The organism is Ochrobactrum sp. SFR4 (assembly GCF_019730395.1).
Classification (GTDB): Bacteria; Pseudomonadota; Alphaproteobacteria; order Rhizobiales; family Rhizobiaceae; genus Pseudochrobactrum.
Genome location: NZ_JAAPBB010000005.1, coordinates 175147 through 198448, shown reverse-complemented (window position 1 = coordinate 198448; position 23302 = coordinate 175147). Strand labels below are relative to the sequence as shown.

General features: G+C 53.5%; 18 protein-coding genes. 9 read left to right on the top strand and 9 right to left on the bottom strand.

Going from position 1 to position 23302, the window contains the following annotated elements:
• Positions 1 to 230 precede the first annotated feature (230 nt).
• From rplT to infC, 3 genes are all read right to left on the bottom strand, one after another.
• Positions 231 to 632, bottom strand: a complete 402-nt coding sequence (gene rplT, locus HBA93_RS08470) for a 50S ribosomal protein L20 (protein WP_022709387.1) — start codon at positions 630 to 632, stop codon at positions 231 to 233.
• 24 nt (positions 633 to 656) lie between these two features.
• Positions 657 to 860 (bottom strand): 50S ribosomal protein L35, encoded by a 204-nt coding sequence (gene rpmI / locus HBA93_RS08465; protein WP_121992126.1) that lies wholly within the window; start codon positions 858 to 860, stop codon positions 657 to 659.
• A gap of 336 nt (positions 861 to 1196) precedes the next feature.
• The gene (infC, locus tag HBA93_RS08460; RefSeq protein WP_075653946.1) at positions 1197 to 1736 is read right to left on the bottom strand and encodes a translation initiation factor IF-3; all 540 of its coding nucleotides are present in this window, start codon (positions 1734 to 1736) and stop codon (positions 1197 to 1199) included.
• A 367-nt stretch (positions 1737 to 2103) separates the two neighbouring features.
• Between infC and HBA93_RS08455 the strand changes: the two genes are divergently transcribed.
• The 9 genes from HBA93_RS08455 to HBA93_RS08415 all read left to right on the top strand — a co-directional run bounded on the left by HBA93_RS08455 (position 2104) and on the right by HBA93_RS08415 (position 10944).
• Positions 2104 to 2871 (top strand): alpha/beta hydrolase, encoded by a 768-nt coding sequence (locus tag HBA93_RS08455; RefSeq protein ID WP_221722978.1) that lies wholly within the window; start codon positions 2104 to 2106, stop codon positions 2869 to 2871.
• A gap of 33 nt (positions 2872 to 2904) precedes the next feature.
• Positions 2905 to 4050 carry a benzoate/H(+) symporter BenE family transporter gene (locus tag HBA93_RS08450; protein WP_221722977.1) on the top strand — a complete coding sequence of 382 codons (1146 nt, stop codon included), beginning with the start codon at positions 2905 to 2907 and terminating at the stop codon, positions 4048 to 4050.
• A gap of 180 nt (positions 4051 to 4230) precedes the next feature.
• Positions 4231 to 4662 (top strand): DUF2852 domain-containing protein, encoded by a 432-nt coding sequence (locus tag HBA93_RS08445; protein ID WP_121992129.1) that lies wholly within the window; start codon positions 4231 to 4233, stop codon positions 4660 to 4662.
• A gap of 102 nt (positions 4663 to 4764) precedes the next feature.
• Positions 4765 to 5562, top strand: a complete 798-nt coding sequence (locus HBA93_RS08440) for a M48 family metallopeptidase (RefSeq protein ID WP_221722976.1) — start codon at positions 4765 to 4767, stop codon at positions 5560 to 5562.
• A gap of 67 nt (positions 5563 to 5629) precedes the next feature.
• Positions 5630 to 6292 (top strand): phosphoribosylanthranilate isomerase, encoded by a 663-nt coding sequence (locus HBA93_RS08435; protein ID WP_122092974.1) that lies wholly within the window; start codon positions 5630 to 5632, stop codon positions 6290 to 6292.
• Positions 6293 to 6341: 49 nt separating this feature from the next.
• A complete protein-coding gene (gene trpB / locus HBA93_RS08430) occupies positions 6342 to 7586 on the top strand; it encodes a tryptophan synthase subunit beta (protein ID WP_221722975.1) in 1245 nt (414 codons plus the stop codon).
• A gap of 2 nt (positions 7587 to 7588) precedes the next feature.
• Positions 7589 to 8428 carry a tryptophan synthase subunit alpha gene (gene trpA, locus HBA93_RS08425; RefSeq protein WP_221722974.1) on the top strand — a complete coding sequence of 280 codons (840 nt, stop codon included), beginning with the start codon at positions 7589 to 7591 and terminating at the stop codon, positions 8426 to 8428.
• Positions 8429 to 8545: 117 nt separating this feature from the next.
• Positions 8546 to 9451 carry an acetyl-CoA carboxylase, carboxyltransferase subunit beta gene (gene accD / locus HBA93_RS08420; RefSeq protein ID WP_121992134.1) on the top strand — a complete coding sequence of 302 codons (906 nt, stop codon included), beginning with the start codon at positions 8546 to 8548 and terminating at the stop codon, positions 9449 to 9451.
• A 155-nt stretch (positions 9452 to 9606) separates the two neighbouring features.
• Entirely contained in the window at positions 9607 to 10944 is a 1338-nt protein-coding gene (locus tag HBA93_RS08415) for a bifunctional folylpolyglutamate synthase/dihydrofolate synthase (protein WP_221722973.1), read from the top strand.
• A gap of 68 nt (positions 10945 to 11012) precedes the next feature.
• Here HBA93_RS08415 and trxA read toward each other — a convergent pair whose 3' ends face one another.
• The 6 genes from trxA to HBA93_RS08385 form a co-directional block, all read right to left on the bottom strand.
• On the bottom strand, positions 11013 to 11333 hold the full coding sequence (gene trxA, locus HBA93_RS08410) for a thioredoxin (RefSeq protein WP_022709960.1): 321 nt from the start codon (positions 11331 to 11333) through the stop codon (positions 11013 to 11015).
• Between the two features lie 168 nt (positions 11334 to 11501).
• A complete protein-coding gene (gene addA, locus HBA93_RS08405; RefSeq protein ID WP_502910066.1) occupies positions 11502 to 15032 on the bottom strand; it encodes a double-strand break repair helicase AddA in 3531 nt (1176 codons plus the stop codon).
• Positions 15029 to 18157 carry a double-strand break repair protein AddB gene (addB, locus tag HBA93_RS08400; RefSeq protein WP_221722971.1) on the bottom strand — a complete coding sequence of 1043 codons (3129 nt, stop codon included), beginning with the start codon at positions 18155 to 18157 and terminating at the stop codon, positions 15029 to 15031. Before addB ends, addA begins: the two co-directional genes overlap by 4 nt.
• Positions 18158 to 18189: 32 nt before the next feature.
• Positions 18190 to 18930 (bottom strand): nucleotidyltransferase family protein, encoded by a 741-nt coding sequence (locus HBA93_RS08395; protein WP_221722970.1) that lies wholly within the window; start codon positions 18928 to 18930, stop codon positions 18190 to 18192.
• Between the two features lie 5 nt (positions 18931 to 18935).
• Entirely contained in the window at positions 18936 to 20462 is a 1527-nt protein-coding gene (tsaE, locus tag HBA93_RS08390) for a tRNA (adenosine(37)-N6)-threonylcarbamoyltransferase complex ATPase subunit type 1 TsaE (RefSeq protein WP_221722969.1), read from the bottom strand.
• An 88-nt stretch (positions 20463 to 20550) separates the two neighbouring features.
• Positions 20551 to 23166 (bottom strand): sensor histidine kinase, encoded by a 2616-nt coding sequence (locus tag HBA93_RS08385; RefSeq protein ID WP_221722968.1) that lies wholly within the window; start codon positions 23164 to 23166, stop codon positions 20551 to 20553.
• Positions 23167 to 23302 lie beyond the last annotated feature (136 nt).

Below are 23302 nucleotides of genomic sequence, written 5' to 3'. Positions count from 1 at the left end.
CCTTGATAATTGTGCCGTGCAACAACATCTGATGTTTTTCTAGAGCGTGTTGAGTTTAATCGTACCCACTGCGCTCGCTCCAGATTCTATTCACTGTCGCATGTCGCAACAGGAAAACCGGTTTCCGCGCTTTGCGATATGCTTTGATATTTCAAACGAAAAACCCGCGCCAGTACCACCAGCGCGGGTTCTCCAAATACAATTTCAAAAGCTTTGGAAGAGCGGCTGGCTTAGTTGACAGCGGACTCAAAAGCGTTTGGAGTTGTGTCTTTCAGATATTCAAGCGCTTTCTTTGCGGATGCAACGAGCGCGCCGAATGCTGCTGGCTCATGAATAGCCAGATCCGACAGAACCTTACGATCTACTTCGATGTTCGCTTTAGCAAGACCATCGATGAAACGGCCATAGGTCAGGCCATGCATGCGAACAGCAGCATTGATACGCTGAATCCACAGAGCGCGGAAAGTGCGCTTGCGATTCTTGCGATCGCGGTATGCATACTGTTTCGAACGATCGACAGCAGCTTTAGCAGTGCGGATCGTATTTTTACGACGACCGCGGAAACCTTCAGCCTGCTTCAGGACTTTTTTATGCTTTGCGTGAGCTGTCACGCCGCGTTTAACACGTGCCATGGTATGATATCCTTAAACTAATGCTTACAGGCCGTTCGGCAGGTAATTCTTGATAACAACTTTGGCATCGGCCTCGGAGAGAACCATAGTGCCGCGTGCATCGCGAATGAACTTGTTTGAACGTTTGATCATACCGTGACGCTTGCCAGCTGCAGCAGCCATCACTTTACCAGTACCGGTGATTTTGAACCGTTTCTTGGCAGCAGATTTGGTCTTCATCTTGGGCATTTTGCTACTCCTTAATTTTAGTCCCTGTCGTATCTGCGATACTCCACGCCTCTTGTTTAAATCCCCCTCGTGCGCTGCACTCCGGGTCTTATTTTCAAGACGTTTTGTCTGCAATAAGACAAAGACTCGATTGTACTTTCAGGCCGACCAAAGCCCGAAAAGCATACAAAACCGCCACGGCATGCCCTGCCGGTCGGTTTGAACAGCGCTTCAATACGCATAAATACAGTAAAAAGCAACTCTAAAGAGTCTAAATAAAAAGCCGCCCGTAGGCGGCCATTTCATTTTGCAAAAACAGAAACTGCTATCGCTTCTGCACGCAATATGCGTCAACGCTTATCCGCGCGGTGCGAGAACCATCATCATCTGACGGCCTTCAAGCTTTGGCTCTGCTTCAACCTTAGCGATTTCCGCAGTATCTTCCTTAACACGCTGCAACAGCTTCATGCCAAGTTCCTGATGCGCCATTTCACGGCCACGGAAACGCAAAGTAACTTTGACCTTATCTCCGTCTTCAAAGAAACGTCCTGCAGCCTTCAACTTCACTTCATAATCGTGATCGTCGATATTCGGACGCATTTTGAGTTCTTTGATCTCAACCGTCTTTTGCTTCTTACGCGCTTCGGCAGCTTTTTTCTGGTTTTGATATTTCAGCTTGCCAAGATCAACGATCTTACAGACCGGCGGCTCCGCATTAGGAACAATCTCAACAAGATCCAGACCCGCCTCTTCAGCGAGTGCAATGGCTTCCTGAATCGTCACTGTGCCATGGTTCTGGCCTTCGGCGTCAATAAGCTGAACCCGGGGAACCCGGATATCTCGGTTGGAGCGCGGTCCGTCTTTCTGGACCGGCGTCGCTCTGAACGGTCGGCGAATGGTCGTATTCTCCTCGAATTATTAAACATATACGGTGAATTCATGTCCGGATACGGGCTACGAATACCGCAACTGCATCTTCAGCCATCTAAGACACGGAGTGCAGCGCGAAAGTCAATAGCATCTTTTGAAATGCAAATCACCCCCCTTGGGGCAATATCAATGCAGTAAAATCACCCGAAAACCGGCTTAAAAGCTGCTTCTCATCACAGTTTCATTACTATCATGAGAAATCGGCATCTGTGTGCCTGCTTTTAAAATGAGCATTGCCTCGCAGAATTTCAAGTTTATAGCTTGTGACAGCAATGTTTCGTCATAAAGCAAAATTTATGCGCCTAAAATTTATAAGCATAGTCAGGAGTATCCCATGACCGATCAGGCCCCGCAGTTTCTTGATGTCAAAGGCACATCAATTGCCCTGCGCCACAGAAAAGGTCACAAAGCTCCGGGTCTTGTCTGGCTTGGCGGTTATTGCTCCGACATGCTCGGCGGCAAAGCCCAGCATCTCGATCAATGGGCTGAGAAAAACAATCACGCTATGCTGCGTTTTGACTATTCCGGCCACGGTGAATCCGGCGGTGAATTCAAAGCCGGTACAATCTCGCTCTGGCTGGAACAGAGCCTTGCCACCTATCACGCCTTTACAACCGGCCCGCAGATTCTGATCGGCTCCTCAATGGGCGGCTGGATTGCTCTGCGTATGGCGCAGGAACTCATCAAAGCCGGAAAAAAGCCTGCCGGCCTGATCCTGCTTGCCCCCGCACCGGATTTTACACAAGCCTTGGTGGAACCAGCGCTGACTGAAGATCAGAAAAACCAGCTTGAAACACAAGGCTATATGGAAGAGCCGTCAGAATATTCACCACAGCCTTATATCTACACCAAAAATCTGATTGAGGACGGACGTAGCAATCAGGTGCTCAACGGTATTATTGAAACCGGCTGCCCCGTGCATATTCTGCAGGGGATGGAAGATCCTGATGTGCCTTATGCCCATGCGCTGCGCCTCGTCGAACATCTGCCGGTTGATAATGTGACACTGACGCTGATCCGCGACGGTGATCATCGCCTCTCGCGCCCACAGGATCTTGATTTGCTGACACGCACCGTGGAAGCCATGATCGCGCAAATATAACAATAAAAAGTCTGCAATAATCGGGAGGGGATCATGCGGTTTTCAGTGGTAGCATCGGCTGCGGTTGCAGCTTTTGTTGGTTTTGGCGGCACTTTGGCGCTGATTATTGCGGCAGCGACTGCACTTGGCGCAACGCAGGCCGAGACGGCAAGCTGGGTCACAGCCATATCACTGGCGCTTGCTGTCTCGTCCGGTTATCTCAGCTGGCGCTACCGCATTCCGATTATCACCGCATGGTCGACACCGGGGCTGGCGCTAATCGGTGCCAGCATCGGCTTTACCATGCAGGAGGCTGTCGGCGCATTCATCGTCACCGCTGTTGCAATTATCATCACCGGTCTGATCAAACCGGTGGCAAAATTTGTCGAGCGAATTCCCGCATCCATCGCCTCCGGAATGCTGGCCGGTGTTTTGTCGAGCTTTGTGATCAATGCTGCCAAAACACTGTCGCTCGACCCGTTGCTGGTTTTGCCGCTGATCGGCTTGTTTTTGATTATCCGCCTTTATAATCCGGCAATGGCTGTCATCAGTGTGCTGATCGGCGGTGTGATTTTCGCATTGCTGCTCGGCCGTGCTGATAATCTGCCGACACCGGAACTCTCCACCCTGACGATGATCGTGCCGGAATTCTCCCTGTCTGCCATGATCGGACTGGCATTGCCGCTTTATCTGGTGACCATGGCTTCCCAGAACCTGCCCGGTTTTGCTGTGTTGCGCGCTGCCGGTTATGAACCGCCAACAGCAGCCTGCCTGCAGGTAACCGGCCTTGTCTCGCTGATTTCTGCACCTTTCGGTGCCCATACCAGCAATATGGCGGCAATTTCAGCCGCGATTTGCACCGGCCATGATACCCATCCCAATCCGAAACAGCGCTGGCTGACCGGCCCGTTCTATGCGCTGTGCTATCTGATTTTTGCAATTTTCGGCGCATCACTGGTGGCGGTCTTCGCAGTGCTGCCGCCAGCATTAATTATGCTGATTGCTGGTCTTGGCCTGATTGGCCCGTTCATCAATGCCTTGTCACTCGCTTTGAAAAACGAGCATGAGCGCTTTGCCGCTATTATCACATTTGCCGTCACCGCCTCGGGCATTACTATTCTGGGCATCGGCTCCGCATTCTGGGCACTGATTGCCGGTCTGATCGTTGCCGGAATGGATCATTTATCAAAAAATCGCTGAAAATTTAAATCTTTGAAAAAGCTTAAAAATCAGCTTTGAATTATCGAAAAACGATATCCTGAAACCTCGCAAAAACACCGATTTTGCGGGGTTTTTCTTGAATTTCCCTCCGGCTCACACCACGTATTTTAGCAATTGATGATCACTTCTGATCGTCAAGCCGATTTACGGAGCCATCTCATGAACACATCCGCATTGATCCGCCCAGCCTGGACACCGGCAACAATTGCACTGATGGTCTTAGGCTTTATCTTTTTCTGGCCGCTTGGTCTTGCCATGCTGGCTTATATCATTTGGGGCGACCGCCTGCCCGGCGTGAAACGTGACATCAATCAGGCGACTGATGAATTTGTCGGTAAATGCCGCCGCAAAGGTCAGGATTTCTCCCGCTTCACCGGCGGTATGCAATCGACCGGCAACAGCGCCTTTGATGATTGGCGTGATGCTGAGTTGAAACGCCTTGATGAAGAACGCCGCAAGCTTGATGAAGCCCGCTCTGAATTTGAAGCGCATATTCGTGAACTGCGTCGCGCCCGCGACCGTGAGGAATTCGAACGCTTCATGGCTGAGCGCCGTAAAAACACATCGAAAGATGATGTGATTGAGCTGTAACCAGCGCGCATACTTACATACCATCTCAGAGGCGCATCGGCAGATGCGCCTTTCTTATAGTTCCGCTTATAACTCCATTGGCGAATCACCTATGATCCCCGCATGATCCTGTCCTTGTTCCGCAAACCTCCGCTTAAAAAAGCAGCTAAAAAACAGCCTGCGCCGAAAGCACTGCGTGCCGAGCGGGCTTATTCCGTTGCGGGACGCAATCTGCCGCTGAGTGTATGGGAAAATCCGCGCGCCAAAAGACTGACCCTGCGTATTGAAACCGGTGGCAAAGCTATCCGTGTTACCGTTCCGCCACGCTTGCCGGAGCGTGAGCTTGATTTGTTTATCGCCCGACATCACGGCTGGATTGAAGCACAGATATCCAAAGTACCCGTCACGGTGCCTTTCATGGACGGCAGCACTATTCATATCCGTGGCATTGCGCACCGGGTTGTGCATGAACCGGCCAAGCGCGGCACCACACGGCAGGATCACGATGAAAACGGTCAGGCCATACTGATTGTGCATGGCGATACCCACCATATGGGGCGACGCATTGCCGATTATCTCAAAAAACTGGCCAAGCTCGATATTAACGGGCTGGTGCTGGTACATACAGGGCGCATCGGCAAACCGGCAACATCTGTGCGCTTTAAAGACACAACCAGTCGCTGGGGCTCCTGCACTTCGAAGGGAGATCTGGCATTCTCATGGCGTATTATGATGGCACCGGCAGAGGTGATCAATTATCTGGTCGCTCATGAGGTTGCCCATCTGATCGAAATGAATCACGGGCCGGATTTCTGGGCGCTTTGCACCAGACTCTGCCCAGATACACCAACATCACGGGCATGGCTCAAACGACATGGCAGTGCACTCCATGCGGTTTCCTTTGCCTCAGTGGCGGATTAAGCTGTCCCTATGGCTTTTTACGCGCTAAACTCCATACCTACTCAATAAACAGTCTGAAATTAAGCAAATGTCCTCCTCCGCTATCGAAGTTAAAATCTGCGGCCTGAAAACGCCGGAAGCCGTGGAAACCGTGCTGAAAAATGGCGCCAGCCATATCGGTTTCATCTTTTTTCCGAAAAGCCCGCGTCATCTCGAGCCTGCACAAGCAGCTAGACTTGCCGCTGCTGCCCGTGGCAAAGCCAAAATCGTCGCTGTGACTGTGAATGCCGATGATGCACAGCTTGATGAAATTGTCGCTGTGCTGCAGCCGGATATTCTGCAATTGCACGGCAATGAAACACCGGAACGGGTGGCTCAGGTGAAGCAACGCTACGGCCTGCCGGTGATGAAAGCCTTTTCCATCCGCGAAAACAGCGATTTTGATGTGGTTGCCTCCTATCAGGGCATTGCAGACCGCTTTCTGTTTGACGCCAAGGCACCAAAGGGTTCAGAACTGCCGGGCGGCAATGGTGTCTCTTTTGACTGGAACCTTCTGAAAGCACGGCAGGATCTGGGCAATTACATGCTTTCAGGCGGTCTGAACGCAGAAAATATTAATGTGGCTCTTGCCAAAACAGGCAGCTTTGCTATCGACATTTCATCAGGTGTTGAAAGCGAGCCGGGCAAAAAAGACGTGCATCTGATTGATGCGTTTTTTGCAGCCGTGCGTGAAGCAAGCAATACGAAATAAGACTGCCTTATCAGGCATCCATTTGAATCAAAGATCGGAAGCATATCTCATGTCGAGCGAGCTCAATTCTTTCAAAACCGGGCCGAATGAAGACGGCATGTTTGGTATTTACGGCGGGCGTTTCGTTGCTGAAACCCTGATGCCGCTGATCCTTGATCTGCAGGCTGCCTATGATGCAGCCAAAGAAGACCCGGAATTCAAAGCCGAATTGCAGGCACTCTCCACTCATTATGCCGGTCGCCCTTCCAAGCTCTATTATGCTGAAGGTCTGACCCGCTATGTCCGTGAGCAGGCTGAAGCCAAAGGCGGCAAGGGCGGCGCGAAGATTTATTTCAAACGCGAAGACCTCAACCATACCGGCAGCCACAAAATCAATAATTGCCTCGGCCAGATTCTGCTTGCCAAGCGTATGGGCAAAACCCGCATCATCGCGGAAACCGGTGCCGGTCAGCATGGCGTGGCATCGGCCACCGTTGCTGCGCGCTTTGGTCTGCCATGCGTGGTTTATATGGGCGCAACGGACGTTGAACGCCAGAAGCCGAATGTGTTCCGCATGAAACTGCTCGGCGCCAAGGTCAATGCCGTGACCGCCGGTAACGGCACGCTCAAAGACGCGATGAACGAAGCCCTGCGTGACTGGGTCACCAACGTGGAAGACACCTATTACCTGATCGGTACAGCTGCCGGCCCGCATCCTTATCCGGAAATGGTTCGCGATTTTCAGTCTGTAATCGGCACTGAAGCCCGTGAACAGATGCTGGAACGTGAAGGTCGTCTGCCGGATGCGATTATCGCAGCTGTCGGCGGCGGTTCCAATGCCATCGGCCTGTTCCACCCGTTCCTAGACGACACATCGGTAAAAATCTACGGTGTTGAAGCCGGTGGCCTTGGTCTGGATGGTGACAAGCATTGCGCTTCCATGACCGCAGGCAATCCGGGTGTGCTGCATGGCAACCGCACTTACTTGCTGCAGAATGAAGACGGTCAGATTCTTGAAGGCCACTCGGTTTCTGCCGGTCTCGATTATCCGGGTGTCGGCCCTGAACATTCATGGCTGAAGGATACCGGCCGCGTGAATTACGTGCCGGTTATGGATGACGAGGCACTGGAAGCTTTCCAGATTACCACCCGCACGGAAGGCATTATTCCGGCACTGGAATCCTCCCATGCGATTGCACAGGCTCTGAAGCTGGCACCGGAAATGGATCAGGGTCAGATCATGATCGTCAATCTCTCCGGTCGCGGCGATAAAGACGTGCACACTGTCGGCGAAATTCTCGGAATGGAAATGTAATCATGACAAAACGTATGGATGAGAAATTCGCGGCACTCCGCGCTGAGGGTCGCCCTGCGCTGGTCACTTATTTCATGGGCGGTGATCCCGATTACACAACATCGGTTGAAATCATGAAAGCCCTGCCAAAGGCCGGTGCTGATGTGATTGAAATCGGCATGGCCTTCTCCGATCCGATGGCAGACGGTCCTGCCATTCAGGCAGCAGCCCTGCGCGCACTACATGCTGGCCAGACTTTGCCGAAGGCTCTGCAGATGGTGCGTGATTTCCGCGTGAGCGATGACACAACACCGATCGTGCTGATGGGCTATTACAACCCGATCTATATTTACGGCGTTGACCGCTTCATCAAAGATGCACTGGAAACCGGTATTGATGGTCTGATTGTTGTCGATCTGCCGCCGGAAATGGATGAAGAATTGTGCATTCCGGCCATTAAAGCCGGCATCAATTTCATTCGTCTGGCCACACCGACCACAGATGAAAAGCGTCTGCCGAAGGTTCTCGAAAACACCTCCGGCTTTGTTTATTACGTGTCAATGAACGGTATTACCGGTTCGGCGCTGGCCGACACTGCACAGGTCAGCGAAGCAGTTGCCCGTATCAAAAGCCACACAGACCTTCCGGTTTGCGTGGGCTTTGGTGTCCGCACCGCTGAACAGGCACAGGCTATCGGTGCTTCGGCTGATGGTGTGGTTGTCGGTTCCGCGATTGTGGCGGCGATTGCAGGTACACTGGATGCGAATGACAAGGTTCAGGGTGATCCTGTAGCCGCAGCAACAGCTGTTGTCAGTGAGCTTGCATCCGGTGTTCGCAGCGCCCGCCTTGCTCCTGTCCAATAAGCAGCGTAAAATAGATAATTAACAGAGTGCCGCAAATTTGCGGCTTTCTTTGTGTTTTATACGATTTATGTTTAAAGACACAAAGACGTCTAAAATTAAGAACAACGGAAAGCCCATATGAACTGGATTACGAATTATGTCCGTCCGAAGCTCAACTCCATGCTGGGGCGTCGGGATATGCCGGAGAATCTCTGGATCAAGGACCCGTCAACCGGTGAAATGGTGTTTCACAAAGATCTGGAAAGCAATCAGTGGGTGATCCCAGCTTCCGGCCATCATATGCGCATTCCGGCTAAAGACCGTCTGCGCTTCTTCTTTGATGAAGGCAAATATGAAGTTCTGGAAAACCCTAAGGTTGCAACAGATCCGCTGAAATTCCGCGATGAAAAGAAATATGTTGATCGTCTGAAGGATTATCGTAACCGCACGCAGCAGGATGATTGCATCATCAATGCGCTGGGTACGATTGAAGATTTGCCGATTGTTGCCACCGTGCAGGACTTCGCTTTCATGGGTGGCTCCCTCGGCATGGCTGCCGGTGACGCGATCATCAAAGCAGCAGAAACAGCCATTGCAAAGAAACGTCCCCTGGTTCTGTTCACCGCTTCCGGCGGTGCGCGTATGCAGGAAGGTATCCTGTCACTGATGCAGATGCCGCGCACCACAGTTGCTGTGGAAATGCTGAAAGAAGCAGGTCTGCCTTATATCGTGGTGCTGACCAACCCGACTTTCGGCGGCGTAACCGCTTCTTATGCCATGCTCGGCGATGTTCATATTGCCGAACCGGGCACAATGATCGGTTTTGCCGGTGCGCGCGTGATTGAACAGACAATTCGTGAAAAGCTGCCGGAAGGCTTCCAGAGCGCGGAATATCTGCTGGATCACGGCATGATTGATATGGTGGTTTCCCGTCTGGAGATGAAGGAAACCGTTGCCCGCATCCTGAAAATCATGATGAAGCAGCCTGCGAGTGAAGCGAAGGCTGAGCTTGCTGAAACAGCAGCCCGCACCGCTTCTGCCTGATAAGATTTTATTCTGACCGGCAGTTTTTTTGTCGGCCCGATTTACCTGTCGCGCTGCTTTTATAGCAGCGCGTTTTCTTTTCTAAGTACCTGTTGCAAAACAGACCGCAAACTGGTCAGTTCATCTGTGATTATCAGAGCATTTTCGGATCTGCCATGACACAAAATCTCACCGCCGCACATCGTATTGAACGCCTTTTGGAAAAACACCCGAAGGGTTTTGATCTCTCACTTGAGCGCATCAGCCGTCTGCTGGAAGCGCTGGGCAATCCGCAGGACAAGCTGCCGCCGATTATCCATATTGCCGGAACCAACGGCAAAGGCTCCGCTACCGCTTTCGCCCGCGCATTACTGGAAGCGGAAGGGCTGGCGGTGCATGTGCATACCTCCCCGCATCTGGTGAACTGGCATGAGCGCTATCGTCTGGGGCGCAAAGGCGAGGCTGGCCAGCTGGTTGATGATGCAACGCTTTCAGATGCTATTGCACGGGTAACGGAAGCGAATGGTGAGCATATGATCACCGTATTCGAGCTTCTGACTGCAGTGACCTTTGTTCTCTTTGCCGAACATCCTGCGGATGCGGTTATTCTGGAAGTCGGCCTTGGCGGGCGTTTTGATGCCACCAATGTCATCACCAAGCCTGCTGTCTCATTGATTATGCCGGTTTCGCTCGACCATCAGTCCTATCTCGGCGATAAAGTCGAAATCATTGCCGCCGAAAAAGCCGGTATTATCAAGCGCGGCTGTCCGGTGGTCATCGGCTTCCAAAGCAGCGATGATGCCCGTCAGGTGATGATTGATATTGCAGACCGTCTGCGCTGCCCTGTCAGCGTTTTCGGGCAGGATTTCCTTGCCTATCAGGAACATGGCCGCATGGTCTATCAGGATGAGAGCGGGCTGATTGATTTAGCCTTACCGCGCCTGCCGGGCCGTCATCAGATTGCCAATGCCGCAGCAGCCATCAAAGCCGTACGCGAAGCCGGTTTTGCTCTAAGCGATCAGGCTGTTGAGAAAGCTATGACATCTGTGACATGGCCAGCCCGCATGCAGCGTCTGACACAGGGTGACCTGATGCGCTTTGCCCCTGAAAAGGCTGAAGTCTGGCTTGATGGCGGGCACAATCCGGGTGCTGGCGTGGTGATTGCCGAGGCGCTTGCCGAACTTGAAGAACGCGATCCGCGTCCGCTCTATCTGATTACCGGTATGATCAACACCAAAGATCCGGTCGGTTATTTTGAGGCTTTCACCGGCATGGCCAGACAGGTCTATACGGTAGCGATCAGCTCCAGCGATTCCGGCATCGACCATGAAACGCTTGCCGATGCTGCACGCAGAGCCGGTCTGGAAGCTCTGCCGGTTGCCAGTGTGGCTGAAGGGCTGAAAGTCATCAAGGAACAGGTCAAAGATGAGGTGATTGCGCCGCGCATTCTGATCGGCGGCTCGCTTTATCTGGCAGGTGATGTGCTGGCAGCGAACAATACGCCACCGCAGTAAGCGATGATCTTTATAAAAAAGCCCCGCATGAACACTCATGCGGGGCTTTTTTGGTAGTTCATATCCGATTAAGCCGAAGCTTTAATCCAGTCGGCCAGACGGCTCTTTGGTGCAGCACCAACCATATTGGCAGCGATTTCACCATTTTTGAACATCAGCAATGTCGGGATGGAACGTACGCCATATTGCGCAGCCAGTTCCGGATTTTCATCGATATTGACTTTAGCGATCTTCACCTGACCGGACATTTCCGATGAAATTTCTTCCAGAGCCGGTGCAATCATTTTGCAAGGTCCGCACCATTCCGCCCAAAAATCAACCACAACCGGTTCTGAAGCTTTCAGCACATCGGATTCGAAATTGCTATTGTCAATTTTAACGGTCGCCATTGGCTTTCCTCTTTCGCTGTTACAGGCCAAAGCCTGCTATGAAATTCATTATTAGCTGATATGTGGTGTCATTGTGATGAAAGGTCAATAATAAAGCAGTTTCCATGTCAATACAGGAGCCGGTTTGTTACCGGAAACTACAACTAACAGATCATGCTTCACATCCCGTCATACGGCTTTACCCAGAGCAATCAGCGCCTGTTCCATCACATCCTCATCCAGCACAATCAGATGCGGCCCTTCAGTAAACAGGAGTGCAGCTTCAACACGTTTATGCGGATAAAGCGGCTCAACCAGCGCGCGATACAATGCAAGCTGGGTAATGTAAGCCTGCGGCACCTCTTGCTGCGTCCGTGCAGGCGGGCGATTGCTCTTATAATCCACAATCAGCACACGGTCTTCTTCAACGCAAATCCGGTCAATCTGGCCGGAAACAACCTGTTCTTTGCCGCGCAGCTGCAGCTTACCCATCAGCGAGATTTCCGCTTTGGAGGCCGGTGAAAATACCGCAGCAAATTGCGAATCTTCCAGAATAGTGCTGACCGCTGCCAGTACTTTTTCGCGTTGTGATTCGTGCCAATCACCGACAGCAATATTCAGATAACGCCGTGCCGCCTGCTCGCGCTGTTCCGCAGACAAATCCGGCAGGCGTTGCAACAATGTGTGGATCACCGTACCGCGCTGTAAACCAAAACTGCGGCCACCGCCCTCGGTCTGTGCGCCCTGCTCCAGAACCGGCGAGCCGCTGCGCACAACCTGCTCGGCATCAGCCTCAATCAAAGCGGAGGCACCGGATGGTGTCAGCGGACGTGGCAGCCCCTGCTCCGGCTCCAGCGGCCTGCGATAATGCTCAGGCAATGGCGGATAGGCGGTCTCAGCCGCATCCGCTTTGTCCTGTATCTCCAGTTCCGCCAGTTCTGTCTTGCGATAGCGACGTGCGCTCACACCCTCAACCGGATGATCATAGGCTACAGCCTCATCACCCAGCCCGTCAGCGGCCAGCTTCAACCATGTGTTTTCGCTCTCGCGCTCACCGCGATAGCCGCACAGGATCAGCCGGTCTTCCGCACGGGTCATGCCCACATAAAGCAGGCGGCGATATTCTTCCTCAGATCGGGTTTTGAGCTCTTCCAGCAGCTCCGCTGTAAAACCGGTGCCGTAATCGCTTTTCGGCAGCCAGAGAAAACCCTTGCCCTCATACCCATCCGGCTCTGCCATATCAAAGCTCAGCAGCTTTGGTGCACGTCCTGCCGACCATGCGGCATTGCCGGGATCAACCATGAAAACCACAGCCGCTTCCAGCCCCTTGGAGGCATGAACCGTCATGATACGCACTTCATCGCGGTTCTGATCCAGCTCGCGCTTGATCTCCGGCGAAGCTGCTTCCAGCGTTTCCAAAAAGGCCTGTAGCCCGGGCAGGCCACTGCGCTCGGTTGCCAATGCGTAATTCTGAAACTCGTCGATCACGTCACCGGCTTCCGGCCCGAGGCGCGCCAGCAATTTACGCCGTCCGCCATCTTGGCCCAAAATACGGGCATAGAACTCAAAGACCGGCATTGTATCGGCCATATTGCGCCAGCGACGCAGTTTTGTGTACAGCACCTGCCATGCGCCCGCATCCGGCGCATCGCTGTCCCCCAGCTTCTCCATAGCTGCATAAAGCGTCTGCTTGGTGCCGCGCGGTTGCGCAAGGCGATAAAGCTGCTCCTCAGTCAAACCAAAGAGCGGGCTTTTCAGCACGCTTGCCAGTGACAGATCATCCGCCGGTTGCAGCACAAAGCGCCCGACAGCCATCAGGTCTTTAATCCCGATATGGCTGGTGAGGCGCAGACGATCAGCACCGGCCACCGGCACACCGCGATTTTTCAATGCACGGGACAGCGCAGGCATAAACAGATCACGCTTGCGCACCAGCACCATAATATCGCGCGGCTCCATGCGCCGCCCCTTGCCATGGATCGGCTCGCCCGTATCCAGCCAATGACGGATAGTGGTGGCAATCTGCTCAGCCAGCTTGACGGCCGGTGCAGGCAGCTGGTCAATCGGCGTACGCCAGTCCTCAACCTCTTCAACCTTTTCCGGCGTCAGAATATCCCAGACCTCAACCTCACCGGCATCATTGGAACGGATCGCAGCATGGACGGTCGGCTGCCGCTCAATACCAAGTCCGCGAAAAGCCTCTTCACGCGAAAATACCGTGTCCACCGCCGACAACACATCCGGTGTGGAGCGGAAAGAGAAGTTGAGACTGACTTTTTCAAAGCTCAATTCCGCACGGGCTGCCATTCGTGAAACCGCCTTACCGGTCGCGGCAAAATCCTCAGGACGTGCGCCCTGAAAAGAATAGATCGACTGCTTCTCATCACCCACAGCAAACAGAGTGCGACGGACATCGCGCTGCCCTGAGCCGGAGAAGAACTCGGCGGAGAGCATATTGATCACCTGCCACTGTTCAGGGCTGGTATCCTGCGCCTCATCCACCAGAATATGGTCGATACCGCGATCAAGCTTATACTGCACCCACATGCCTGCACCGTTGCGTGACAGCAGTGAGACGGTGCGGTTGATCAGATCATCAAAGTCCAGCAAGCCGCGATTGCGCTTCATCTTCTCATAACGCGACAGCAGATCATCAATCAGCGTGAAGGCTGCAAGATTGAGCCGGATCAGCTTCAGCAGTTTAAGCCGGTCGAGCCCTTCATGAATATCGGCTGCGACACGATTAAAGTCGTCTTCAAAATCCGGCAGTTCCGCTTTAACCGCAGCGGTTGCCACCCATGAGCCGTTTTTCGGCTCGCCTGTGGATTTGAGAAATGCCTTGCGCAGAATATCCTGCATTTGTGCCGATGTGGTCTGCGGTTTAATCATCCGCAATTGCAGCACAACATCCTGCGCACGGGCAGCAGGCTTGCGCAGGTTCATCACCGCATCCAGCACATCTTCGGAAAACTCAGCCACCGGCCAGAGAGCGGAGAGAATATCGGCTTCAGTATCTTCCGGATCAAAACCAAAATGACGGTAGAAAACATCCTGACGGGTTTCGGCAACACCGGTCTGCCGGATAAATCCATGCAAGGCATGGCGCTTCGACACCGCTTCATCCAGCAGATTTTCCAGCCCCATTTCACCGGCAGTTTCCAGCACCGTGGCAAAAGCTTCAGCCAGACCTGCATGGGCAGAGGTGGAGGCCACTTCGAGCAATTGTCGCCGTGCTTCCCCTACCAATGCCGTCTGCATCATATCGTCGAGCATTTCAAAATGACCGGCGATATTCGCTTCGAGCGGAAACTGGTGCAAGATAGATTCACAAAAAGCATGGATGGTCTGGATTTTCAAACCGCCCGGCGTTTCCAAAGCGCGGGCAAACAAACGCCGTGCAATTTCAAGACGGATTACGTCGGGTTCGCGCTTTTCCAGATCTTTGAGCTTTTTACTCAGTCCCTCATCGTCCAGCACCGCCCATTCCGACAAGCGCTGGAAAACACGGTTCTGCATCACTGCCGCGGCGGCTTTGGTATAGGTAAGACAAAGGATTTTGGACGGGTCTGTGCCCTCCAGCAGCAGCCGGATCACCCGCTCTGTGAGCACATGGGTTTTACCGGAACCGGCATTGGCCGATACCCAGACGGAATCGTAAGGGTTTGCGGCCTTGGCCTGTGCATCAATGGTTTCCTGCGGGATGATTTTAGGTTTCATTATGCATCTCCGCCTTCGTCTGCTCCGCCCGCGGACCATTCCAGAACACGCGCCAGATGATCATAATCACCTGTCAGATCACTTTCACGGAACGGCAAAGCACGGGAACGATAGCCCTGCTCCTCACGATTATATTCCGTCAGCAATTCTCCAAGACGCGCCCACGATTCTTCACCCAGTTCCACAGCCGTCTTCACGCTGGCACCGCGATCCGTACTGAGGATGGATTCCGGCTTGAGCCGTCCGCCGCCCTGCAAACGTACATAAAGCAAATCCTGCGCATCACTCTGGCCTATCTCTTTAAAGGCACCGCGCCTAAGCAAGGCCGCTTCCAGTGCCAGCTGTGGGGACAACAGCACATGAGCCTGACGCACTGATGGGGTCGAGCCGGTCTTATAGTCGATCACTACCGTCGTGCCGTCGCGCATCACATCAATACGGTCAGCACGACCGGACAGTGTCACGGCCAGTGGTTCGACAACCGCTTTTGCCGATGAAATCTCCGCATGGCGCTCACGCACATAAGGCGCGCGCTCACGCTCCCAATGCAAAAACTCCGGTATCATCGCAGTAAAACGCGGCCACCACACGGCTTCGATCTCCGGTGGCAGATCAGCATCGGTAAAAGCACCGCGCCCGATTTCCAGCAATTCTTCTTCTGCCTGCGGTGACAGAGGATCAATATCGCGGCGGGTAAACTCACCGAGAATGTCATGAAACAGCGTTCCGCGCTCAGCCGCAGCCGGATCGCGGATCAGCGGTTCCAGAGCACGCAGACGCAGGATTTTCTTGGCATAGATTGCATAAGGATCGCGGCGCAGTGTTTCAATTTCTGTCACCGAGAAATGTTTCGGTCGCGCATCAACCGGCGGCTTCGGCTCCGGACGCGAGACAAACGGCACATCGGGGCTCACATCAAGCAGACGCGCCCAATACAGATATTTCCCGCCGCGCTCACGCATAGCGTCCGTTACCGCTTTACCCGTTACCGTTTCCAGTCGCAGTAACCAGCGCGACGGTACAGTCGGTGCATTTTCAGAGCGCTGCGAGCGGGAGAAAATCACCTGCTCCATACCCGTTGCCATGGCAAAATCATGCGCGGCAAGGCCGGTACGCACTTCCGGCGGATCAAGAGCGATCATGCCCTTCATCGGTCGTGACATAAACGGATCATTGCGGGTTTTCGCCGGCCAGATCCCCTCATTCAACCCGCCGACAATCACCGTATCAACAGTCTGAAGACGCGCTTCCAACGCACCCCAGATAAAGACACGCGGATGGCCACCCGGATGCGGCTTGACCGTTTCATTGGCCAGCAGCGCTTCAAACATATCCGGCCATTCTTCCGGCAGAAAATCCAGTCCTGTATCAGCGGCAATCAGCTGACGCAGAAATGCACTGAACTGCTCGCCCTGCTGTCCCTGATAGAGCAGATGCACCGTATCATCGATATCCCGTGCCAGATTTTCCAGTGCCTCGACACTCGCCCGCATGATCTGCGGTACTTCAATCCGCGCCTGAATACGGATGAGATCGGTCAGCGGTGCCACAGCCGCAGTCATTGCCGCACAGAAAGTCTGCAACTGAAGCAGCTCTGCTGCCGCAATATTATCCTGCCAGGCCGGTTCATAAGGCTTGGCAGAGGCTTCCATCATTTTTTGTTCAAGGAAGCCCGGCAGATCGGCAATATCCGCCCTGCCCGTACCGCCGCGTAACGCAACCAGTTCCAGCATTTCCGCGGCACGACGCAGATCACCGCGCTTTTGCCCCAGCCGCACCAGCGGATGTTTGGCCAATGCCAGCAGTGCCACCGGATCCCCCGGTTCAAATACACAGGTAATCAACAGGCGCAGCAGAATAACCGCTTCCGTATCGCGCAGGAGTTTACCACCGGAATCATCCGCATCAATGCCGAAACGAGTAAGCTCCAGCACCACACGCCGTGCCAGATTACGATCAACCGTCACCAAAGCTGCGGTTTTATCCGGTGCTTCAATCGCATCCCGCAAAGCCAGTGCTACTGCCAGTGCTTCTTCACGCTCATTGGCGGTTTCGATCAGTGCCACATTCTGCATCGCATCGCGCACAGCCTGTGCATCCAGCCGCAAATGCCCCCATAGGTCTGTGGTTTCTGCCGGACGCAGTGCCTCACTGACAATGTGCTCACGCATACGCTTTGCAGGATTTTCAATATCCAGATGCCGAACATCGTCACGGCGGCATTGCATCTGATCCAAAAGCTTGCGCAACCCATATTGCGGATGGCCATAGGTGGACGGATTATTCAGCCCGTCTGCGAGCAAGGTCCACGCCTTCTCGTCCAGATCACGATCCAGCCCCGGAAACACCACGGCACCCTTTGGCAAACGGGCAATCGTTGCTACCAGTTTCGCTGTTGCCGGAATAGAACCGGTGGAACCGGCCACAATCACAGGGCCTTGCGGCGGATTTTTCTGCATCCGCTGTGTTTCAAATTCAATCAGCCAGTTGCGATGCTGCGAAGCATTGGAGCGGTTGCGCTCGGCCAGCACATCCGGCCAGATTTTGGTGACAATTTCCAGAAATTGCAGTGTCACCCGCCACCAGTCGGCCAGTTCTTCCGGTGCAATCAGACCAAGCTCGCTCCAGCTTGCCCCTTCTGTCTCCACCTGATCCATCAGCCGCACCAGATCACGCGCCAGCCAGATAGCATCAGCAGTCGTTGCCGGAATGGCAATATCCTCTGCGCCGAACATAGCACGAATATGCGACGGCAGGCTTTCACGCCACGGGCGGATCAGTTGCGCGAGCAATAATAGTCGTTCCGGCTCACTCATCGGCGGAGTAAGTTGAAGAAACTCTTCTGCGGCACTGTCAAACAGCGCGGCACTTTCTTCCACGTCACCGAGCGGGCGGATAGACGGCAAAAGAGCGGCATTAGCCGGATTCCGGTCAACCAGCAAAGCACGCAGAGCGCGCGCTGCACGACGTGTCGGCACATAGATTACCGCGTCTGCCAGAGCCAGCGGATTGCCTGCATCAGCGCCAAAGCCTTCGATCAGCTCACCATTCAGCAAAGCATCGGCAAAACGCGGCAGAAATGGTGTTCCCGGTGCAATCGAATAAAGACGCGGACGCCGCTCGCTCATAGACCCGTCTCCCTAAAACTGAATATTCTGCTTTACGCGAGTGTCAAAAGGGCAGCTTCTGCCTCGCTGATCGCTTCCGGTGTACCAACCGTCAGCCAATGTCCCTGCATGACCATACCGTAAAGCCGGCCTGCGGCAATGGCGGCGTTAAAATAGCTGTTGAGCGAAGAAACACTGATCTCTTTACCGGCAAAGAGCTGCGGATTAACCAGTGCCGCACCGGCATAAATATAATCGGAACGCTCATCCACAGGCACACGGCGCAATGTGCTGTTTTCATTGAGATGAAAATCCCCGCGCCCTTCATGGCCGGTGGAGTGATGCCGGTCTGCCAGCATCAGCAGAATATCCATTCTGCTTTCATCCCAGCTTTGCGCAAGACGCTTCAGATTGGAATTCTGGCTATCCACCCAAAATGTATCGGCATTGAGGATATAAAATGTCTTATCGCCGAGCTCCGGCAGAGCTTTGACAATACCGCCTGCGGAATCGAGCAGCAGTTCGCGCTCATCGGAAATGGTGATCGCAATGTCATCACGGGTTTTCAGATGCTCTTCCATCTGATCGGCCAGATAATGCACATTAACCACTGCCTTTTTAACACCGGCCTCAACCAACGCATCCAGCCCGCGATCAATCAAGGTGCGTCCTGCAACTTCGATCAGCGGCTTTGGCTTGGTCAGGGTCAGCGGGCGCATCCGCGTACCCAAGCCACCCGCCAGTACCATGGCGGTATCAGGGGCGAATACTTCTGAGTTCTTCTTATCCGGCATGGGTATTAATCCTGCAAAAGACCATTGTCCTGATACCATTTGCGCACCGGTGCGAGCGACGGATGCTGCAAGGCACGGGCTGCATAGGCCTGAATGCGCGGCAGATGCTGCAAATAAGCCGGCTTACCATCGCGTTTGAACAGGCGCACAAAAATGCCGAGAATTTTGGTGTTACGCTGCGCAGCCATAATCGCATAGGCCGAACGGAAGACCTCTTGGTCAAAAGCCTTGGCCAGCTTGCGACGTTCATCACAATAGGCCGCTACAATCTGATCCTGCAGATCATCCGCAATTGTCACACGCGCATCCATTGCCAGTGACGCCAGATCATAGGCCGACGGGCCGATCATCGCATCCTGAAAATCAATGATGCCAAGGCGATCAATGCCTTCGTCCTTCTCCTGCCAGAGAATATTCGGTGAATGATAATCGCGCATCAGCAGATTATATTCTGCATGCTCAAGGTTTTTGAACACGCTGTCCCATGCCTGTTCAAAGCTTTGTACCTGATCTGCACTGGCAGGCTCACCTTGGCAGTAAGGCAGATACCAGACCGGCAGCAATTCTGCTTCAATCAGCATCGCATCACGGTCAAACACATGCAGATGATGCGTGCGGTCTTCATTGATTGTAATATCCTGCGGCCAGTCATGCTGATGCAAATGCGCCAGCATCCGTGCTGCCGCTACATAGCGCTCAGCCAATGGCTTACCTTCGCTATCCAGCACACCTTCCGTGCCCAGATGTTCCATCAGCAGAAAGCCACGATCGAGATTGATGGCGCGCATTTCCGGAACGCGAAAGCCCTTCTCAGACAGCAACCGGCTCATTGCAACGAAAGCATCCATATTCTCCGCCAGATGGGCAATCTGTCGATACGGACGGCCATCTTTGACCGGCGGATCATAAGGCATTGCCGGTGCATTCATCAGGATTTCAGTGCCGCTGTCACTGGTAATCAGTTCATAGCCGCGCGGGGATGCATCGCCCAGCAGATAACGGCGGCTGGCATGATGACGACCTGATTTTCCGAGAAAACTACGAATACCGAGCGAGCGGGAAATACGCCGTGCCGCTTTGGCTGTGACTTCCATCGTCAGGCGACGACCGTCACCTTCATGATCAATACTGATCGCAATAGTTGGTGCAGGCAAAACGCCCTCGCCCTGCTGTGGCCATTCCACCAGCACAGCGCCGCTTTCCAGCGCCTCATCGAGCCCCAGCTCATCCAGCTCTTCCGGTGAGGACAGGCGATAGAGATCTGTGTGGGCTATGGGTAAACGTAATTCAGGATACGACTGCACCAGTGTAAAAGTCGGGCTTGGCACTTCGTAGAAATCATCATTGGCAATCGTGCGAATAATTGCCCGCGCTAAAGTGGACTTGCCTGCACCCAGATCACCTTTTAAGGTGACAAGATCCCCCTTTGTGAGAGCCAGTGCAATATCTTCCGCAAAACGGACCATCGCCGCTTCATTTTCCAGCACCAGCTCTAGCGTATAGAGAGTGCTGCTATCCTGTTCATCAGCCATGCCAGCTTCCGTTATTAAAGCACTATGCCCGTCAACTCCGGACATGATGAGAATAATGATATTCAGAGGAAAAGACAGTCTGATCCGGTTATTCCGCTGCCGCACGATACAGGCGTGCATCCAGCGGGAAACGTACAAGCACAGTTGTGCCTGAGGACGGTGCCGTGCGGATATCAACTGTGCCGCCATGCAGCTCCACAAAGCTTTTCACCAGTGACAGACCCAGCCCTGCACCACGACGACGACCGCCATTGCTGTGTGACTGGAAGCGCTTGAAGACCGTGTCCAGCACTTCCTTAGGCATGCCTGGCCCGTTGTCCTGTACGCTAAACAGAATATGATCGCCGTCAAGACGCGCATTCAAACCGATAGCCGAACCTTCCGGTGCATAATTGGCTGCATTGCTCAGCAGATTAAACAGCACCTGATGCACACGATTGGCATCCCCCCTGAAACTGGTGACGGCATCTTCAATATTAATCTGCAGCGCAATATTATGTTCACGCAGACGGTCCGCCACACGCTCACCGGCAGCTGCAACCGCCTCACGGACCGGTACATCGCTGACATCCAGCTCCATAATACCGGCATCAACGGTCGCCAGATCCAGAATATCATTCACAATGGTCAGCAGAGTCAGGGAAGATGTGCTGATATGTTCAACATATTCGCGCTGACGGTTGTTCAACTCACCGAAGCCCGGCGTCTGCAACAATTCGGTAAAGCCGATAATATTGGTCAGCGGCGAACGCAGCTCATAGGATACATGCTGGACGAAATCATTCTTGATCTGATCAGCCAGTTCCAGCGCTTCGTTTTTGTCTTTCAGCGCACGTTCCACATGCACCGTATCCGACACATCAACAAAGGTCAGCATCATCTGGCCTTTTGGCAGCGGTACCACGGCATAAGAAAGGATTGTGCCGGTGGATAGTTCTGCCTGCCCCTGCGTGCCTTCACGCTTGTCAGCAATACCGGTGACTGCCGAGACAAATTCATCCCAATAGCGGTCATCGGCCAGTTCTTTACATTGCTTACGGATAACTGAAATATGCGTGCCTTCAACGGCAATTGTCGGCGGGATCGACCACAATTCGGCAAAGGCCGGATTGGACAGGCGGATACGCCCGTCAGCGCCGAACACGGCCACGCCTTCGGCCAGATGATCCAGCGTTTCACCCTGCACTTTCATCAAAGTATTATAACGGCTTTCGAGATCAAATTTCTCGGTCATATTCTCGAAGAACCAGGTCACGCCGCCCTGCGGATGCGGATTGGCAACCACACGCAAGGTGCGGCTGTCCGGCAGATGCCACCAGTGTTCCTGCGGATCGACAGCACGATAGGCCGATAGCATAGATTCTTTCCAGCGCCGCCATTCCGGCTGTTCTGGTAATTTACCGTCACTGCGCAAACCATCAAAGAGCATGGCATTGCTCGGGTGGCTTTCCAGATAGGCAATATCCAGCGACCACAATTTGGCAAAAGCCTGATTGAAGAATTGCAGCTTCATTTCAGGATCAAAAATCGCCACAGCTGTTGAAAGCTGATCCAGCGTTTCCGCGTGACTGCGGAGTGTGCGCTGCAATTCTGCCCGCACCTGCTCCAGATCGCTCATATTGGCTGCAAAACCGGCAGAACCGGCTGAACAGGAAACCTCCGCCACATCCAGCATATGACGGTCACCGGCAATTACAGTGGCCAGCCGGTCACGGAAAGTGGCAATGGATGTGCCCTGTTGTGCTGCCTGCATCATAACCGGTTGATGGCTCAGATTAGCCGCGGACGGATCGGCTGACAGAACGCGCTCGCGCTCAATCTTCTGACGCGCCTGTTCGCCCAGCAATTCACGCCCTTCCTGCAACACCTGATCGAGATCATTTGCACCGACAGCCTGTACATAGGCATTATTCGCCCAGTTCAGCCGTCCTTCCACATCGCGTGTCCAAACAGTCTGATCCAGACGGTTCAGAAGTGCATGGAGCATTGTCAGCGTGTCGGACAGCTCATTATTCTGCACCTGCAATTGTGCCGCTCTGGCCTGAACACCGTCTACATTAATGAAGCGGGTAATGGCATAGGCACCGGTTGTCTGCCCCTGCACTTCGAGCATCGTGCCGTTATTGGTCTCAACCAGAAAATCAAAAGAGCGGCCATATTCACGCAGTGATAAAATCGCGCGCTCCAATGCCACCACGGAATCGGTGCGCAACCAGCGCCCGAAACTTAAAAAAGCCGCAGGATCCTGCGGCACTCCGCTGGCCACCGGTAACTGACCCAGCACTTCTGTCTGCGTATTATGTTGTGGTGTCCCGCGTTTTGCCGGTTCTGCCCCTGCCCAAACCACAATACGCTGATCTTTCAGGTTAAGCAGGGTCTCACTACGTGTTACCGCATGGCTGAGATCAGCAACACGGGCACGCAAAGCACTGTTCTCGCGATTTACACGGTTACGGCTGCGGATGATCCAGCTGACCGACAAAAGTGCAGCACCTGTTACCCCTACAACAATGGCAAATTGCACCACTTCATTCGGGCCTAATGTGCTGCCGCCCGGCATCGGAATCCGCCCGATATCATAGCTTTGTGCCAGTGCCTGACCGGAGAATAAAACAGAAGAAAATGCGGCTGTCGCTGCCAGAGCTTTGCGAAAATGACGGCTTATAACAGAGCCAATATTTCGAAATGAACTGACACCTGACATGCCTTAAAATTCTCCGCCGCAGCATTTGCTGCTTCATAACTGTTTAAAAATCAGCGGCAGAATTTTCTGCCATTATCTTCGAATCATAGCACAATACAGCTACAGGGAATCTGTTTGAAGCGCTGCGGGCGCAAAA

Excerpts from the sequence above, each read along its gene's own strand:
- trxA (WP_022709960.1), bottom strand. The coding sequence starts at position 11,333 with ATGGCGACCGTTAAAATTGACAATAGCAATTTCGAATCCGATGTGCTG.
- HBA93_RS08415 (WP_221722973.1), top strand. The coding sequence starts at position 9,607 with ATGACACAAAATCTCACCGCCGCACATCGTATTGAACGCCTTTTGGAA.
- HBA93_RS08445 (WP_121992129.1), top strand. The coding sequence starts at position 4,231 with ATGAACACATCCGCATTGATCCGCCCAGCCTGGACACCGGCAACAATT.
- HBA93_RS08435 (WP_122092974.1), top strand. The coding sequence starts at position 5,630 with ATGTCCTCCTCCGCTATCGAAGTTAAAATCTGCGGCCTGAAAACGCCG.
- trpB (WP_221722975.1), top strand. The coding sequence starts at position 6,342 with ATGTCGAGCGAGCTCAATTCTTTCAAAACCGGGCCGAATGAAGACGGC.
- HBA93_RS08450 (WP_221722977.1), top strand. The coding sequence starts at position 2,905 with ATGCGGTTTTCAGTGGTAGCATCGGCTGCGGTTGCAGCTTTTGTTGGT.
- addB (WP_221722971.1), bottom strand. The coding sequence starts at position 18,157 with ATGAGCGAGCGGCGTCCGCGTCTTTATTCGATTGCACCGGGAACACCA.
- rplT (WP_022709387.1), bottom strand. The coding sequence starts at position 632 with ATGGCACGTGTTAAACGCGGCGTGACAGCTCACGCAAAGCATAAAAAA.
- HBA93_RS08385 (WP_221722968.1), bottom strand. The coding sequence starts at position 23,166 with ATGTCAGGTGTCAGTTCATTTCGAAATATTGGCTCTGTTATAAGCCGT.
- trpA (WP_221722974.1), top strand. The coding sequence starts at position 7,589 with ATGACAAAACGTATGGATGAGAAATTCGCGGCACTCCGCGCTGAGGGT.
- accD (WP_121992134.1), top strand. The coding sequence starts at position 8,546 with ATGAACTGGATTACGAATTATGTCCGTCCGAAGCTCAACTCCATGCTG.
- tsaE (WP_221722969.1), bottom strand. The coding sequence starts at position 20,462 with ATGGCTGATGAACAGGATAGCAGCACTCTCTATACGCTAGAGCTGGTG.
- HBA93_RS08440 (WP_221722976.1), top strand. The coding sequence starts at position 4,765 with ATGATCCTGTCCTTGTTCCGCAAACCTCCGCTTAAAAAAGCAGCTAAA.
- HBA93_RS08395 (WP_221722970.1), bottom strand. The coding sequence starts at position 18,930 with ATGCCGGATAAGAAGAACTCAGAAGTATTCGCCCCTGATACCGCCATG.
- rpmI (WP_121992126.1), bottom strand. The coding sequence starts at position 860 with ATGCCCAAGATGAAGACCAAATCTGCTGCCAAGAAACGGTTCAAAATC.
- HBA93_RS08455 (WP_221722978.1), top strand. The coding sequence starts at position 2,104 with ATGACCGATCAGGCCCCGCAGTTTCTTGATGTCAAAGGCACATCAATT.